General features: G+C 34.4%; 16 protein-coding genes and 1 other annotated feature. Of the genes, 10 read left to right on the top strand and 6 right to left on the bottom strand.

Annotated features, from left to right (window positions below; genetic code table 11):
* Positions 1-62: 62 nt before the first annotated feature.
* The 5 genes from jag to LI241_RS14395 all read right to left on the bottom strand — a co-directional run bounded on the left by jag (position 63) and on the right by LI241_RS14395 (position 2741).
* Positions 63-677 carry an RNA-binding cell elongation regulator Jag/EloR gene (gene jag / locus LI241_RS14415; RefSeq protein WP_008690249.1) on the bottom strand — a complete coding sequence of 205 codons (615 nt, stop codon included), beginning with the start codon at positions 675-677 and terminating at the stop codon, positions 63-65.
* A gap of 14 nt (positions 678-691) precedes the next feature.
* Positions 692-1681 carry a YidC/Oxa1 family membrane protein insertase gene (locus LI241_RS14410; protein ID WP_008690246.1) on the bottom strand — a complete coding sequence of 330 codons (990 nt, stop codon included), beginning with the start codon at positions 1679-1681 and terminating at the stop codon, positions 692-694.
* 30 nt (positions 1682-1711) lie between these two features.
* Complete coding sequence (gene rnpA, locus LI241_RS14405; protein WP_008690243.1) at positions 1712-2038, bottom strand: ribonuclease P protein component; 327 nt, start codon at positions 2036-2038, stop codon at positions 1712-1714.
* A gap of 53 nt (positions 2039-2091) precedes the next feature.
* Complete coding sequence (gene rpmH, locus LI241_RS14400) at positions 2092-2226, bottom strand: 50S ribosomal protein L34 (protein ID WP_008977969.1); 135 nt, start codon at positions 2224-2226, stop codon at positions 2092-2094.
* A 119-nt stretch (positions 2227-2345) separates the two neighbouring features.
* On the bottom strand, positions 2346-2741 hold the full coding sequence (locus LI241_RS14395; RefSeq protein ID WP_008690242.1) for a hypothetical protein: 396 nt from the start codon (positions 2739-2741) through the stop codon (positions 2346-2348).
* A 618-nt stretch (positions 2742-3359) separates the two neighbouring features.
* Between LI241_RS14395 and dnaA the strand changes: the two genes are divergently transcribed.
* From dnaA to LI241_RS14370, 5 genes are all read left to right on the top strand, one after another.
* The gene (gene dnaA, locus LI241_RS14390) at positions 3360-4715 is read left to right on the top strand and encodes a chromosomal replication initiator protein DnaA (protein WP_008690241.1); all 1356 of its coding nucleotides are present in this window, start codon (positions 3360-3362) and stop codon (positions 4713-4715) included.
* A 149-nt stretch (positions 4716-4864) separates the two neighbouring features.
* Complete coding sequence (gene dnaN / locus LI241_RS14385; protein ID WP_008690240.1) at positions 4865-5983, top strand: DNA polymerase III subunit beta; 1119 nt, start codon at positions 4865-4867, stop codon at positions 5981-5983.
* Between the two features lie 68 nt (positions 5984-6051).
* Complete coding sequence (locus LI241_RS14380; RefSeq protein WP_008690239.1) at positions 6052-6279, top strand: helix-turn-helix transcriptional regulator; 228 nt, start codon at positions 6052-6054, stop codon at positions 6277-6279.
* On the top strand, positions 6248-7273 hold the full coding sequence (locus LI241_RS14375; RefSeq protein ID WP_008690238.1) for a lipopolysaccharide assembly protein LapB: 1026 nt from the start codon (positions 6248-6250) through the stop codon (positions 7271-7273). The genes LI241_RS14380 and LI241_RS14375 overlap by 32 nt, the downstream gene beginning before the upstream one ends.
* Positions 7274-7345: 72 nt before the next feature.
* Positions 7346-9043: an ABC transporter ATP-binding protein gene (locus tag LI241_RS14370; protein ID WP_008690237.1), complete on the top strand. Its 1698-nt coding sequence runs from the start codon at positions 7346-7348 to the stop codon at positions 9041-9043.
* Between the two features lie 50 nt (positions 9044-9093).
* Here LI241_RS14370 and LI241_RS14365 read toward each other — a convergent pair whose 3' ends face one another.
* Positions 9094-9351, bottom strand: a complete 258-nt coding sequence (locus tag LI241_RS14365; protein ID WP_117547800.1) for a zinc ribbon domain-containing protein — start codon at positions 9349-9351, stop codon at positions 9094-9096.
* A gap of 215 nt (positions 9352-9566) precedes the next feature.
* On the opposite strand from LI241_RS14365, the gene yaaA reads away from it, so the two are divergent.
* The 5 genes from yaaA to serS all read left to right on the top strand — a co-directional run bounded on the left by yaaA (position 9567) and on the right by serS (position 16924).
* A complete protein-coding gene (gene yaaA / locus LI241_RS14360; RefSeq protein WP_008690234.1) occupies positions 9567-9770 on the top strand; it encodes a S4 domain-containing protein YaaA in 204 nt (67 codons plus the stop codon).
* Complete coding sequence (gene recF / locus LI241_RS14355) at positions 9767-10867, top strand: DNA replication/repair protein RecF (RefSeq protein ID WP_008690232.1); 1101 nt, start codon at positions 9767-9769, stop codon at positions 10865-10867. Before yaaA ends, recF begins: the two co-directional genes overlap by 4 nt.
* Before the next feature lie 10 nt (positions 10868-10877).
* Positions 10878-12824 (top strand): DNA topoisomerase (ATP-hydrolyzing) subunit B, encoded by a 1947-nt coding sequence (gene gyrB / locus LI241_RS14350; RefSeq protein WP_008690230.1) that lies wholly within the window; start codon positions 10878-10880, stop codon positions 12822-12824.
* Positions 12825-12842: 18 nt separating this feature from the next.
* Entirely contained in the window at positions 12843-15377 is a 2535-nt protein-coding gene (gene gyrA / locus LI241_RS14345) for a DNA gyrase subunit A (RefSeq protein ID WP_008690229.1), read from the top strand.
* A gap of 10 nt (positions 15378-15387) precedes the next feature.
* Positions 15388-15598: a binding site (T-box leader), on the top strand.
* Positions 15599-15637: 39 nt separating this feature from the next.
* Positions 15638-16924 (top strand): serine--tRNA ligase, encoded by a 1287-nt coding sequence (gene serS / locus LI241_RS14340; protein ID WP_008690228.1) that lies wholly within the window; start codon positions 15638-15640, stop codon positions 16922-16924.
* The last annotated feature ends 81 nt before the right edge of the window (positions 16925-17005 follow it).

Raw genomic sequence — 17005 nt, 5'->3', positions numbered from 1 at the left:
CCTATGATAATTTAGAGCGTTTTTTCTTTAAACCCTACGTTAATTTAGAGCCCCATAGTTTTTTATTGTTTTTCAGGGTCATATACGATTTTTAATCGTCTTTGATTACCTTCCCCTTCACTTACCGTGGAGATATTACGCATATTCGTCAAATAGTTATGAATAGCTTTACGCTCATCAGCTGGCATAGGATCTAAGATAGCATCTGTTTTGCTGCGCTGTACACTTTTTGCTACACGCAATGCTAAAGAACATACTTTTTGGTATTTTTCTTCTTTATATCCATTGATGTCAATGAGAACACGGATACGTTTTTTAAATTCACTGGATACTGCAGATTTCAATACAGCATTCATAGATTGCAGTGTTTGCCCATTTTTACCAATTAAGATAGCATTGTTTTCAGCATCCAAATCTACATGATAGAAATCATTATCTTCACTTACTTCAATGGTTGCTTCCATTTGAATTCCATCAAAATAAGTTTGCAGATAATCCTTCATAAAATCCATGATATCATTTTTGCAATAAGCACTAATCGTTACTTTACTTCCTAATCCCAGAAAACCACTAGTTTCCTCAATAACGGTATAAGTAAGTTCCTCTGCTGTCACTTGTTTATCGTTTGCTGCATTTTGAATAGCATCTTCCAAGTTTTTTCCAGTATATGTTTTCATTGAACGTATGCCTCCTAATCTTTGATAAAGCATTTATGAATCAATAAGTTCTGTCCTACTCTGACAATGGAATTTACCAACCAGTAGAATGACATACCTAATGGCCAGTTGATAGCGAATATGGCAATCATTGCTGTACTCATATACATCATCATATTCATTGAGCCCATCATACCCGGCTGTTTCTTAGGTTCTGCATATTTCTTTTCTTTTACATGTTGTTTCTTTTTTCGATGTTCCTGTAACCATTGTGGCATTTTAAAGGAAAGAAGTTGGAACAGAACCATCAAGATGAAGATAACGCCAAAAGCAATCTGTCCTTCTTTTAAACCTTCAATTGGTGTTTTTGCAAGATTGATACCGGCAAAACTACCAGTTACTACACTGTAAGCACGCATTGTTGCCTGATACATACCCAAAATAACAGGGAACTGAATAAAAGTGATTAATAAAGTTCCAAATGGATTAATTTTATATTTAGAATATAAAGCCTGCATTTCCTGTGCTTGCGCCATTTTGGAACGATCATCTGTACGACCGGCATACTTTGCCTGGATTTTTTGCATTTCTGGCTGTAATGCTTGCATGCGCTGATTTGCGACCTGTGATTTAATAGAAAACAGGAAAATTAATAACTGAATCAAAAAGGTTGCTGCGATGATACCAATACCGGCATCCGTAAAGTTTGCTACCCAGTTGATCAGCTGTGCAATTGGATATACGATAATACCATGGAACCAACCTTCATCCATCGCATCTGAGAAAGTTGTTGGCTTGATGGTAATTCTTTCATCCGGTTTTAAGTCTTTATACAGCTTTTCTGCTTTTGATCCCTTTTCAAAATCTACATTCTTCCTTGCTACGGTTTCTTCTTTAATTGTAATAATGGAGTCCACATAAGTCTTACCATTCTGACCACGCGGTACGCTACATCCTGTGAGCGTTACCACCATCAGCATTACAACAAGAAGCAATTTCTTTTTTTGTTTAAAAAAATCTTTCATTTCATTTCTCCTCGCTAAAGTTGCCTACCTTTATATTTTAACTTTTTTAATCAATCTTTCCAAGAGTTTTTTGTTGTTTATATAATTTTCTTCATGATATTTCACTCGAACAAGAATAATCGTATCAAAATTCTCATCAAATGTATAAATATCTTGTACCATGCTGCGTACTTGCCGCTTAATTTTATTACGTATAACAGCTTTTCCCATCTTTTTTCCAACGGAAATTCCTACACGCGCATGATCTTCTTTTCTAGGTTTTACATAAATAACAAAGGAAGGACATGTATAGAACTTCTTATAATTCATGATTTCCGCAAACTCTCGCGTATCTTTTACACGAAATTCTTTTTTCATATCGTTGCTCCTTTTCAGACCTTACTACAAAAAAATCACCCGAAGGTGATTTTTTAAGCTGACAACACTTTTCTACCTTTACTACGACGACGTGCTAAAACCTTACGTCCTCCAACAGTAGCCATTCTGGCTCTGAATCCATGAGTTTTCTGGTGTTTTCTTTTGCTCGGTTGATATGTTCTTTTCACAAGAGCCACCTCCACTTCTTTTTTCTTTATACAAATTGAGCATTGCTAAGAAATTATACATAAATTCATTATCAAAGTCAATAAAAGTTTAAAATAAATGAAAATTCGTATTTCTTTTTTTAGTTTTTCAATAAAGAAAGTTTATGGAATAAAAAAGGAAATCCGATTAACATAGCGAATATCAAACCTAAAAATAGAAGGATTGGTGTATAAAAGAAACCTATTCCGGAAAGCACAATTTCACAAAAAATCATTCCAAAATATAATAATCTAATATCCAATGAGCTTGTTATCGTTATATAGATATGTATGATTCTAAATATTAAAAAGACACAGATTGCCAACATTAAAATTGTCCAAGCATTCATATTGCCAACCACATAGATTGTCATGGCCAATAAAAAAGCTCCTTCTGTACAATTGCATATTCTAGATAAACTACGACGATTGCTGGCCTTTAGCTTTTCTTCATAATTCTGTAATTTTTCTTTTACTATATTTCCTATTGTATTCATAAAAAACCTGCTTTCTTATTAATTTATATATCGTATCTATTATAACGAAGATTAAAACATTTTCCCATAGTTCTTTTCAGAAAATAAAAAGTGATCTTGTTCTTTCAAGATTTCAACAAAATTTTTATGTTTATATAGGTACTATGTTTTCATAATCAGAAAAGTTTTCAACAATTCTAATCCTCTTCTATAAAAGAAAGTGGAAAACTTCTAAGTTTTACTCCTATTGAAAAGAAAAAAGGGGAATTCTAGCTAAAATTTCTAATATTCTTATTTATCCACAAGCTTTCCACAGTAAATTTAAGCTAGGTTTTCCACCTATTGTGGAAAACGTGGAAAACATTCATTTAGCCTTTAATTATCAGTTTATTTTAATATAAAAAGCTATGGGAAAGCTATTTCTTATACTAGTACTTATCAACTTTTCCACCATTTTTACTTATCCACATTAAAAAATCCACAGGCTTTCCACGTTGATAAGTGTGGAAAACTTTTTTTATCCTTTATTTATCGATGAAATACTTACTTTTCCTGTGGAAAATTTGATATTTTCATAATACGCATAGTTTTTTTCCACCATTTATAGTAAAATATGACTACCGAAAAAAGGAGTTGCTTATGTCAAAGTTTGCTAGTATACAGCTGGATCAGATCTGGCAAAAAACATTGACCCTCATAAATGAAAATGCGCATTTTGATGATGCTGTTTTTAATGCATGGTTTAAAGAGGATTCATCGTTATATGATATAGATGGTGAATTGGCAACCATCATTGTTCCATTTAAAATTAATAAACAAATAATGATGGAATCCATTGATCTGATTCAGGAAAAATTATCTCAGGTTTTGGATCAGCCAGTATCCTGTCAAATATTATTAAGAAATGAAGTCGATTTGTTACAACCATCCTCAGCGGTGAGAAGAAGAAATGAAATCATGTTTGAGGATAAAATAAAAAAAGAATATACCTTTGACAGCTTTGTTGTCGGCAAGAATAACCGTGAAGCCTATGCGGCTGCCATGTCCGCCTGTCATTATCCCGGTAAGTTTAATAACCCATTATTTATCTTTGGTAACTCGGGATTAGGAAAAACCCATTTATTACATGCCATCGGTAATTTTGTAAAAGAAAATAAACCTGATGAAAAAGTTCTTTACATATATAGTGAAGATTTTGTCACTTTACTGATTGAATCTATGAAAAATAAAACAGTAGAAGAGGTCAAAGAAATGATTTGTTCTGTTGATTATCTGCTAATTGATGATATTCAACGATTGAAACAAAGTACTTCACAAGAAATCTTCTTTAACCTTTACAATAAATTGGTTAGTGATAATAAACAAATTGTTATTACCAGTGATATTCATCCTACTGAATTAAAAGGTATCGAAAATCGTCTGATTTCACGCTTTTCCAGCGGTCTTTCTGTTTCCGTAGGTTCTCCGGAATTCGAAACAGCCAAAGCTATCTTGCAAAAAAAGATGGAAGGACGAAAAGAAGAAATCATGATTGAAGATGAAGTTCTTGATTATTTAGCAACACGGTTTTCCAGTGATGTAAGAAAACTTGAAGGATCTTTAAATGAACTTTTCTTTAAAGCAATATTATATAATCCGGAAAAAATTGATTTAGCATTTACGCAGGAAATATTTAAAGAAAATCCCGTCATTGCAGTGGATGATGAATTAACACCTAAGAAAATAAAAAAAGCGGTTTGTGAATATTATGGATTAACAAGAACGCAGATAGAATCCAAATCAAGAACCAAAAATATCGCCAATGCCAGACATATAGCCGTATATCTATGTCGTAAACATTTAGAAATGCCATTTGTGAAAATAGGCTTTGAATTTGGTAACCGCGATCATTCTACAATAATGGCTAGTTATGAAAAAATGGTAAAATTGTTAAAGGAAAAAGAAACCTTTCAGCAGGCATTATTACAGATTGAAAACAAGCTGGGGATAAAATAAAAAAGTTATCAACATCTTTCAACGTTTCATCCACAGCAAAAATATGTTAAAATAAACGTATGTTATGGGATATACTGAAGTTTTCCACAGTTTCCACATACTTATTATTATTTCATTATAAATAAAAGATAAAGAAGGGAGCTCCACTCATGTACTTCAAAGTAAGCAAAAAAGAATTTTATAACGCATTATCCGTAGCTGCCAGAGCTATCTCAACCTTTTCACCTTTACCAGCTTTCTCTGGTGTGAAAATTGAAGCTACCATGGATTGCTTAATTTTAACAGGTAGCGATTCTGACATTTCCATTCAAACAAAATTAAAAAAGAGTGAACATTGTGTCTTAGAAATTCACGATATGGGATCTATTGTCATTGAAGCAAAATATATTTTAGAGATTGTACGTAAGATAGATGCTGATGAAATTGAATTTGAAATGTTAGATGGATCATTAACAAAGATTTCCGGCAATACCGCAGAATTCAGAATCAATGGTATGAGAGCTTCTGAATATCCTGCGATTGATTTTTCTAAACCAAACGAATGTTTTAATGTAAGTGAAGATATTTTAAAGAAAATTATATTACAAACTAGTTTTGCGACCAGTGATAAAGAAACACGTCCAGTATTAACAGGTGTTAACTTCCAATGTAAAGAACATCAATTACATTGTGTTGCTACCGATTCTTATCGTTTAGCTAAAAAGACAGTAGAAATAGAAGAATCTTTAAACTTTAATATAACGATTCCGGCAAAATCTCTTCAAGAAGTTGTAAAAACTTTAGAAGGGGAAGGCGATGTTGAAATTGCTGTCAATGATAAGAAAGCACAATTTATCATTCATGATACCATTGTACAGACTCGTCTGATTGATGGTGTTTATCCGGAAACAAGCCGTTTGATACCTTTACAGTTTGATTATGAATTAACAATTGACGCTCATGATTTATTAAATGCCATTGACCGTGCAAGCTTTATTAAAAATGATGGTGTATCCGTTATTAAATTTAATTTAAGTGAGCAGGAATGTGTATTATCCAGTAAATCTGTTGAAGTAGGTTCCTCTACAGAAGTCTTAAGCAGTGCAAGTTTTAGTGGAAACGCTCTTGAAATCAGCTGCAACGGACGTTACGTATTTGATGCAATCAAAGCATTAAGCGGCTCTTTGGTAAAATTCAGTCTGTGTGGAGAAATGAAGCCTTTTATCATCCAATCCGTTGATGATGATTCTGTCTTACAGTTAGTATTACCGGTAAGAACTTACGCATAAATAACAATTTAGATAGAAGTGGTTGTACATTTGATCACTTCTTTCTTTTTATAGAAGGAGGTAATCGCATGAGTTTTCTTGAAACAGAATATACATCCCATCATGATAGTAAATGCTTTGGTTTCTTTCTTCGTTATCATCGTAAGAAACAAAACCTGTCTTTGAACTATTTTGCGGATATGATTGGAATTACCCCATCTTTTCTAAGTGATATTGAACATGGTAAAAAGGATGTTGCGGAATATACAAAAAAGAAAATATTTCATGAACTCTTTATTGATCAGGAAAACTTATGAAAATCATGTGTGCAAGTTTGATATTGTTACTATACTACAAGCCATTTTAGAATTTGATATGTCGTTTCTTCATGAAGTATATACTGATATTGAAGATAACATGGATATTTATATGGAAACTTCGGTATTTCATCAGTACATTTTGGCATATACATTAACCTATCTTTTTGAAGATCATAAGACGTTTTTCTTTGATGAAGTATTTATGAAAAATTTTATCTGTATTTTAGATATAGAAGAACAGCATCTTTTATCCGTATGTTATGCCTATAACTTAGAGAAAAATAAATCATGGAAAGAAGCGCAAAAAGAATATAATAAAATAATTCAAAACTATAAATTTACGAAATATCAGGCAATCGATGCATGGCTGTATTTTCGTTTAGCAGAACTTAATCTACGTTTGGGTGATATCTATCATAGCCTTGTATATTGTGAAAAAGCGGATGAATATCTAAAAAAAGGCTTATATTTAAAACGTATGTATTATAATTTAGTGACAAAAGCCAATATAGTATCCCTATTACATCAGTATGATGATGCTATTTCACTATTAGATACAATTTTAAAAAAATGTGAACAGGATGATAAACTATGTTTGCATATATTAAATAATAAATGTGCTATCGCCTTGGAACAGCAAGATTATCCCTCACTTTTACTGTACGCAAAACAAGCCAAAACGGCAGGTTATCATTCTGCCTACCTTAGTTTTTACCAGGCATTTGCTTATCTTTGTCTTCATGATATAGAAAAAAGTAAAGAATCTTTTATTAATATGAAGACAATCACAGATCCAATCTTACAGCTCATGTTTTCTTATTGTGCACATCAAATAAAAGGTGAGGATGTAAGTAAAGACATGAAACAGATGATGGATTGGATACAGAATGAATATGATTTTCAGACAAAAAAGTTTTTAAAAACGATCGTCATGCAATATCATGAACAGCATTCTGATTATGAACAGGCGTATTTCATATCGAAGCTATGATTCTCTATTAGCTAACAGCGACTTATTTACATACTAGTATCTCTATCGTATCTTAAAAACGGCGGTGATACTATGAAAAAAGAAAAGCAATTTTATCGAAATATACTTCTAACGATTTTATTGCATAAAAAATTATATGTAGGTTTATGGATATTTTTTTGTTTGTTACTTGTTTTTTTACAAATATTATTTGCCTTAGTTTTTCAAAATTTAATAGATGCTATTACAGCAATGAAGCTTGATGATTTACAAATACAAATTATCTATACATGCATGGTAATTAGCGGTATGTGTGTTTGTAAATATCTACGTCAGATACTTTATGCCAAATATCAAAAAGAAACCTTTCAATATATGAAAGCTATCTTGATGAAAGCTATTTTCAATAAACAAATTGCCATATTCCATGAAGTTCCTGACAGTACGTATTTAACATATTTATCTTCATGTATGACGGAAATACAAACAAAGTTTTTTGATTCTCTACAGGCTATGTTATATGATATTCTGTTATTTTTAGGAGCTGTTTTTGGTATTTTTTATCTGAATATGATGATGGGATGCGTCATTCTACTTATGACTCTGATGAACATCTGTGTTCCTTTCTTAACGCGCAAGAAAATCATGACAAGAACCGAAAAATCACTTCATATGAATACCATTTTCCTAAGCTACATGAAAAACATCATCAAAGGTGCAGATACGGTGAAGTTCTATGGAATGGAAGAAGCCATTCATACACAATTTTCTGATATGAATAAAAAACAGGAAACTTGTAAATATCAGCTACAGACAGTCCTTTGTTTATCTGATACGATCATTTTTTTATTAAACTATGTTACTGTATGTGTACCTTGGTTTATTGGTGCTTATTTAGTGCTTCATGGTGCGTTTCATTTAGGTACCTTAATGGGAATCAGTCAGCTTAATAATAATGTAGCCTCACCTTTACAAGACTTTTTCACTAGATCATCCTTATGGCAATCTGGTCTAAAAGTAATGAAGGAAGTATTGCATACGATTGATTTACCGATGATTGATCATACGAATAAAATTGATGATGTAAGATCAATTACATTACAATCAGTTTTTTATAGCAGTCGGCATCATAAAATCTTACAAGACATCAATTTAACATTTAAAACAGGTAAAAAATATTTATTGATTGGGGAGAGCGGAAGTGGGAAAAGCAGTATTTTAAAAATGCTGTTGCGCTATGATGCACCTGATAAAGGTAGTATAAAAATAAATGGAGAATATGAGGTATCACAAATAGCAAATGTATATGAAAATATGCATATTATTACGCAAGATCATTTTCTTTTTGAAGCCACGCTTTTACAAAATTTGACGCTTTATCAAACCGATATTCGTGAAGATGAAGTAATTACAATAATGAAAAAAGTAGGCTTATCACATCTCATCAAACGGCTTCATGATCAAATAATCGAAGATAAAGTTCATTTCAGAGGCGGGGAAAAACAAAGAATTGCGATTGCCAGAGCTTTGTTACATCCATCCAAGGTATTACTTGTAGATGAGGCTTGTTCCTCATTGGATGGCATCATGGGACACCAAATAGAAAGCTTATTGCTTACACTTGATGTTGCTATCTTGATTGAAGTGGCTCATCATGTGTATCCTGATTTATTACCTTGTTATGATGAAATAATTTGGATGAAAAAAGGACAAATTTATAAGTTAGGCTCTTATGAATCTTTGTATAAAGATAAAGAATTTTGTCACTTTCTGAATTTAACAGAAGTATGAAAAAAAGCTGATCATCAGCTTTTTTAGGTTATAAGCAAACAGCAATGCTTTTACTTTTTCCAACGTTTTAAAAGAGGCATATAGGAAGCAATCATATTTCTTATTTCAGTTTCACTTTTTTCAGGCATCTCTTCCATCATTGGTTTTACACAGAAATCAATCATTTCTTCCATCGTACAATCGGCTGTAAAGTTTCCTTCTTTCATACAATACATGCAGTATTCCTCGTTCTTTGAACCATCGGCATTACTTCCTAAAACATCTTCAGATAACGGCATGCCACAGCTCTGACAAATGGCTTGTTCCATCTTCATCATCCTTTCTTTGTACCCTCATTATAAACAAGGTATCTTGACATCATCCTGTCATATTTAAAATGTATTTTCGCTATTATTTTTACTAAAATTGCATATATAAAAATACTTATGGTACTTTCTGAAAAAAGATAGCAAACCTTATAAAAAACCAACAAAAAAGCCTTAAAATATGATATAATATATAAGAATGTGAGAGTGGTTTTAGAATGAATATCAAGTTAAGCAGCGAGTATGTTACTCTGGGCCAGTTGTTAAAGATGGCAGACTTTATTCAAAGCGGCGGAGAAGCTAAATTTGCCGTAAAAGAGCTTTCAATTTATGTAAATAAAGAGAAAGAAAATCGCCGTGGCAGAAAGCTTTATCCCGGTGATGTCATCAACATTGAAGGAACAATCATAACATTGTCATGAGAGTTTCTGAAATCAGACTGCATGATTTTCGCAATTATGAGGATTTACAAGCTGTTTTTTCTGATGGCATTCATGTGCTGGCAGGAAAGAATGCACAAGGCAAAACAAATTTGTTGGAAGCATTATTGTATCTTTCTACGACCAGATCACATCGGACAAATACAGATAAAGATTTGATCAGAGAAAAAAGCGAGGCTTTTTTTATTCGGGCTAAAATTGAAAAAGAGCATAAAAAAGAAGATATTCAAATTACGGTGAATGAAAAAGGTAAAAATCTCTTTATTTATCAAAATCCGGTAAATCGTGTAAGTGATTTTATCGGTGAATTTAATGCCGTAATGTTTTGTCCGGATGACATGTCATTATTTAATGCCTCTCCTCGCGTCAGAAGACGCTTTGTGGACATGGAATTAAGTAAGATAAGTAAAAAGTATGTGAGTACGCTTTATGTGGCTTTAAAGCTCTTAAAAGAGCGTAATGCATATTTGAAACAAGAACATGTAGATAAGGCTTATTTAGAAGTCTTGACCTCACAGTTGATTGAAGAAGAAGTTGTGATCATACAACAGCGACATTATTTTTTAAAGGAACTATTAGAAAAATGTCAAAAGTTTTATAAAGAACTCTCACAGGATGATACGCTACTTAATATTTCCTATGACAGCTGTATTCCTTTTGATGAAGATAAAAATGTCATGAAAGAAGCTCTGCAAAAAAAATATGCAAAACATCTTGCTCGTGATATCTATCTAAAACAAACAATCATTGGTATTCATAAAGAAGATTTTACTTTTATGATCAATGACAAGGATTTAGCAACCTATGCATCACAAGGTCAAAAAAGAAGTGTCTTATTGGCTTTGAAAATAGGTATGGTTTATATGATACGTGATATCATACAAGAATTTCCGGTATTATTGCTGGATGATGTATTCAGCGAACTGGATGTGTATCGAAGAGAAAAACTGTTAACGTCGTTACCTGCCGAAGTGCAAATCTTCATTTCTACCACAGATACGACGGAAGCAGAAAAAATACGAAAACTGCGTAAGGTTACCTTATGGAAAGTAGCCAATGGAACATTACAGAGATGTTAGGAGGATGTCTATGGATGAAAATCAGATGAAAGAAATCGAAGAAATGGAAAACATCAAGGTTGATCATTCCTATACTGCGGATGATATACAGGTGTTAGAAGGTCTTGAGGCAGTACGGAAAAGACCTGGTATGTATATTGGTTCCACCAGTGAAAAAGGTCTTCACCATCTTGTATGGGAAATTGTGGATAACTCCATTGATGAGGCCTTAGCAGGCTTTGCGACAGATATTGATATTGCGATTGAAAAAGATAATATCATTCGTGTCGAAGATAATGGTCGAGGTATGCCTACAGGCATCGTTGAAAAATCAGGAATTTCCGGTGTGGAAACGATATTTACCATTTTACATGCCGGCGGTAAATTTGGCGGTGGTGCGTATAAGGTATCCGGTGGTTTGCATGGTGTTGGTGCCAGCGTTGTTAATGCTTTGAGTGAATGGCTAGAAGTTACGGTATATCAAAATGGCAATATTTACTTCATGCGTTTTGAAAATGGCGGTAAAGCAGTTGAATCATTAAAGATTATCGGTAAGACAGATAAGCATGGTTCTATGGTACGCTTTAAAGCAGATCCAACGATTTTTACCGAAACGCAGGTTTATGATTTTGAAACATTGAATACCAGAATCCGTCAATTGGCCTTCTTAAATAAAAGTATTAAGTTGATCTTAACGGATGAACGTGAAGAAGAAAGAAAAGAAATCGTTTATAAATATGATGGCGGTATTCGTCAGTATGTAGAATATCTGAATCAGAATAAGAGTCCACTGCATGAAGAAGTTGTTTATGTAGAAGGTATTGAAGATGGTATCTTAGCAGAAATCGCTTTACAGTATAACGATGGATATGTACCAAATATTTATTCTTTCTGTAACAACATTAATACAGCAGAAGGTGGAACACATGAGGATGGTTTCCGCTTAGCTTTAACCAGAATCGTCAATGCTTATGCCAGAGAAAATGGGATGATCAAAAAGGATGAAACCTTAGCCGGCGATGATGTGCGTGAAGGTTTAACGGCTATTATTTCCGTTAAACATCCAGATCCACAATATGAAGGACAGACGAAGACAAAGCTAGGTAATTCAGAAGTTCGTAAAATTGTTTCCAGTATTCTTGGTGAACAGCTGGAAAAATTCTTCTTAGAAAATCCGGATACAGCAAAAATCATCATTGATAAATGTATCCTAGCTAGCAAAGCACGTATGGCTGCGAAAAAAGCCAGAGAGCTGACAAGACGTAAGAGTGCGTTGGAAATATCTTCACTTCCTGGTAAATTGGCGGATTGTTCCAGCCGTGATGCATCGGAATGTGAAATTTATATTGTCGAGGGTGATTCTGCCGGCGGTAGTGCAAAACAAGGACGAAATTCTAAATTTCAGGCCATCTTGCCACTGCGTGGTAAAATCTTAAACGTTGAAAAAGCGCGTTTACATAGAATCTTTGAAAATAATGAAATTCGCTCTATGATTACTGCCTTTGGCTGCGGTATCGGAGAAGAGATGGATATATCGAAATTGCGTTATCATAAGATTATTATCATGACCGATGCCGATGTCGATGGTGCACATATTTGTACACTGATGCTAACCTTCTTCTATCGTTTCTTACGTCCTATTATTGAAGGTGGATATGTATATATCGCCATGCCTCCATTATTTAAGATTCAAAAAGGACAGCGTATTGAATACGTATATGATGAATCCAGCCGTGATCGTGTCATTGCGGAAATGGGTGAAAATGTAAGTATTCAGCGATATAAAGGTTTAGGAGAAATGAATCCGGAACAGTTGTGGGAAACAACGATGGATCCAGCCTTCCGTACATTGAAGAAAGTCAATATCAATGATGCGATGGAAGCAGATAAAGTCTTTGAAATGCTGATGGGTGAAGAAGTTGGACCTAGACGTGAATTTATACAGGAAAATGCTGTATATGCAGAATTGGATGTTTAACAGGAGGTGTATTTTTGAATGGATTTGAATAAAGATAAACTAAAAGAAGTTGATATATCAAAAGAGATGCGAAAATCCTTCCTGGATTACTCCATGTCTGTTATTGTAGACCGAGCTTTACCAGATGTTCGCGATGGCTTAAAGCCGGTACATCGCCGTATTCTGCATGCGATGAATGAGTTGGGTATTGTTGCCAGCAAGCCTTTTAAGAAGTCTGCACGTATCGTAGGTGAAGTTATTGGTAAGTATCATCCACATGGAGATACTGCTGTTTATGATGCTATGGTACGTATGGCACAGGATTTCAGTTACCGTTATATGCTTGTACAAGGTCATGGTAACTTTGGTTCTATGGATGGTGATGGTGCTGCAGCTATGCGATATACCGAGGCGAGAATGAGCAAGATTGCCATGGAATTGCTGCGTGACATTAATAAAAATACTGTAGATTTTGGACCTAACTATGATGGTGAGGAAACAGAACCTAAAGTTATGCCGGCACGTTTTCCTAATTTGATCGTCAATGGTGCTGTTGGTATTGCGGTAGGTATGGCAACCAATATTCCTCCGCATAATCTTACGGAAACAATAGACGCAACCTTTGCGGTTATGGATGATCCGGATATTACAGTCATGGAATTAATGGATAATTATATCAAAGGTCCAGACTTTCCAACTGGCGGTATTATTTTAGGTAGAAGTGGTATTCGTCAGGCATATGAAACCGGACGAGGTTCCATTATCACAAGAAGTAAATATCATGTGGAAGAAATGGGCAATGGCAAGAATCGTATCGTTGTCACAGAAATTCCATATCAGGTAAATAAAGCAAATCTAATTAGTAAGATTGCTGATTTAGTTCGTGAAAAACAGGTGGATGGTATTACCTATCTGAATGATGAATCGAATCGTGACGGTATTCGTATTGTCATAGAATTAAGAAAAGATGTACAGGTAGAAGTAGTGATGAATCAATTGTTCCGTCTGACATCTTTACAGACATCCTTTGGTGTCAATATGCTGGCATTGGTCAATGGTGCTCCTAAACAAATGGGCATTAAAGAAATGCTGCAGCATTATGTAGATCATCAGATTGATGTTGTTGTCAGAAGAACACAGTTTGATTTAAAGAAAGCTGAAGATCGTGCGCATATCTTAGAGGGTCTGCGTATTGCATTGGATCATATTGATGAAATCATTCGTTTGATTCGCGAAAGTCAAAATGATGCAGAAGCAAGAAGCGGTTTGATGGAACGTTTTAAATTAACCGAAATTCAGGCAAATGCAATCTTAGAAATGCGTCTGCGTCGATTAACCGGTTTGGAACGTGATAAGATTGAAAATGAATATCAGGAATTGTTAAAGACAATTGCTGATTTAAAAGATATCTTAGCAAATCATTCCCGTGTTATTCAGATTATTAAAGATGAATTAACAGAAGTAAAAAATCGTTTTGGTGATCCACGACGTACAGAAATCAGTGAAGCAGATTATTCCATGGAAGATGAAGATTTAATTCCGGTGGAAGATGTTGTTATCACAATGACAACAAATGGTTATATTAAACGTATGCCAATTGATACCTATCGTACACAGAATCGTGGTGGCCGTGGTGTCAAGGGAATGTCTGTGAATGAGGATGATATCGTTGAATTATTAACAACCATGTCAACACATGATTATCTGATGTTGTTCACAAACCTTGGTAAGGTTTATCGTATGAAGGGATATAAAATACCTTCTGCAGGTAGAACGGCGAAGGGTCTTCCAGTCGTTAATCTATTGAATCTGGATAAAGAAGAAAAGGTACGTGCTTTAGTACCGGTAAATCCGGAAAGTGAATCAGAATATCTGTTGTTTGTGACACAGAATGGTCTTGTAAAACGTACACCAATGAGTGAATTTGATTCGATTCGTCAAAATGGTAAGATTGCGATTACTTTACGTGATGATGATGAATTGATGGGTGTGAAGGAAACAACAGGCGATGATGAAATTATTATTGCCGGTTCTAATGGAAAGGCAGTTCGTTTCCATGAAGATGGTATACGTGCTATGGGACGTACGGCAAGTGGTGTCAAAGGCTTTAATGTCGATGGTTCCGTTGTTGTAGGTGTTGCGACTTCTAGAGATGGTACGCATTTATTAGCCGTTAGTGAAAATGGCTATGGAAAACGTACAGCTATTGAAGAATATCGTTTAACAACTCGTGGGGCAAAAGGTGTTAAGACAATTAACATTACCCAGAAAACAGGTGATTTAGTATCTGTAAGAGCAGTGAATGGTGATGAAGATGTCATGATCATTACAAATACAGGTATCATAATCCGTATTGCTGTTGAAAATATTGGTATTTATAGCCGAAATACACAGGGTGTAAAATTAATCAATGTTGGAGAAGATGAATCTGTAGCGAAGATTGCTATCGTTGATAAAGAAGAGGAAGCGGAAGATACGGCTGAAGTTTCGACAGAAACAGTTGAAAAAGCAGTAGAAACTGAAGAATCTGCGAAAGATGCCGTGGAACCAATTGACAACGAGAATAAAGAATGATATAAAAAATAAGAAAACGTCGATAAGGATAAGTAATAGAGTCTTTGAGCAAAGAGAGATAACGGCTGGTGTGAGTTATTGTCAAAGCTTTATGAAATCAACCTTGGAGTGAAGTAGTGAATAAAGTAGTTACTTCCGGTAGTACCGTTATCACTTGAGAGGATTCATAGTGTGATGCTATGAATTAAAAAAGGGTGGCAACACGAGGTATCGTCCCTTTCGGACAATACCTCTTTTTTATTTGTAAGGAGGATATAGCGATGTTAGATATGAAATTTTTACGTGAAAACGTAGATTCTGTAAAAGAGAACATGAAAAAGAAGTTTCAGGAACATAAGCTTGAATTAGTTGATAAAGTTGTCGAAATGGATAAAGTGAATCGCCAGTTAAAACAGCGTGGTGATGATCTGCGCGCAAAGCGTAATGCCATGAGCAAGGAAATCGGTGGATTGATGGCAAAAGGCTTAAAAGATGAAGCAAATGCAGTAAAAGCAAAAGTGCAGGCCATGGCAGATGAAATGAAAGAAATTGAAGAAAAAGAAGCGAAGATGGCTGCAGAAATAAAGGAAATCATGATGAAGATTCCTAACATGATTGATCCTAGTGTTCCTATTGGAAAAGATGATTCAGAAAATGTGGAATTACAAAAATATGGGGAACCGATCGTACCGGCTTTTGAAATTCCTTATCATACGGAAATTATGGAACGTTTTAATGGAATTGATTTAGATAGTGCCAGAAAAGTTGCAGGTAATGGCTTCTATTATTTGATGGGAGATATTGCAAGATTACATTCTGCTGTTATTTCTTATGCAAGAGATTTTATGATTGAGCGTGGCTTTACCTATGTGGTTCCACCTTTTATGATTCGCAGCAATGTTGTAACTGGAGTTATGAGCTTTGCGGAGATGGAAGGTATGATGTATAAAATTGAAGGCGAAGATTTGTATCTGATTGGAACAAGTGAGCATTCTATGATTGGTAAGTTCATTGATACAATTTTAGATGAAAAGGATTTGCCTTATACGTATACAAGTTATTCTCCATGCTTTAGAAAAGAAAAGGGAGCACATGGTATTGAAGAACGTGGTGTTTATCGTATTCACCAATTTGAGAAACAAGAGATGATCGTTGTTTGTAAACCAGAGGAAAGTGCAGATTGGTTTGTGAAACTTTATACGAATACTGTTGATTTATTTAGAAGCTTAGATATTCCTGTTAGAACTTTGGAATGTTGTTCAGGTGACTTGGCGGATTTGAAATGCAAGTCTGTCGATGTTGAGGCTTGGAGTCCAAGACAGAAAAAATACTTTGAAGTTGGAAGTTGTTCTAATCTAACAGATGCACAAGCAAGAAGACTTGGAATTCGTGTAAAAGGCAAAGATGGAAAATATTTTGCTCATACGTTAAACAACACAGTTGTTGCTCCTCCTCGTATGTTGATTGCTTTCTTAGAAAACAATCTGAATGAGGATGGAAGCGTAAATATTCCTAAGGTGTTACAGCCTTATATGGGTGGTACAGAAAAGTTAGTACCGAAGAAATAAAAAATTGAGGAAATCACTTAATTTCCTCTTTTTGTGCGACAGGCAGTCGCTATATTTCAACCATGTACAGGCATGGTTGAA

Origin of the sequence: Longicatena sp. 210702-DFI.1.196 (assembly GCF_020563125.1) — a bacterium.
Lineage (GTDB): Bacteria > Bacillota_I > Bacilli_A > Erysipelotrichales > Erysipelotrichaceae > Longicatena > Longicatena caecimuris.
Note: the sequence above shows the minus strand (reverse complement) of the source record. Positions and strands in the feature narration are given on the sequence as shown.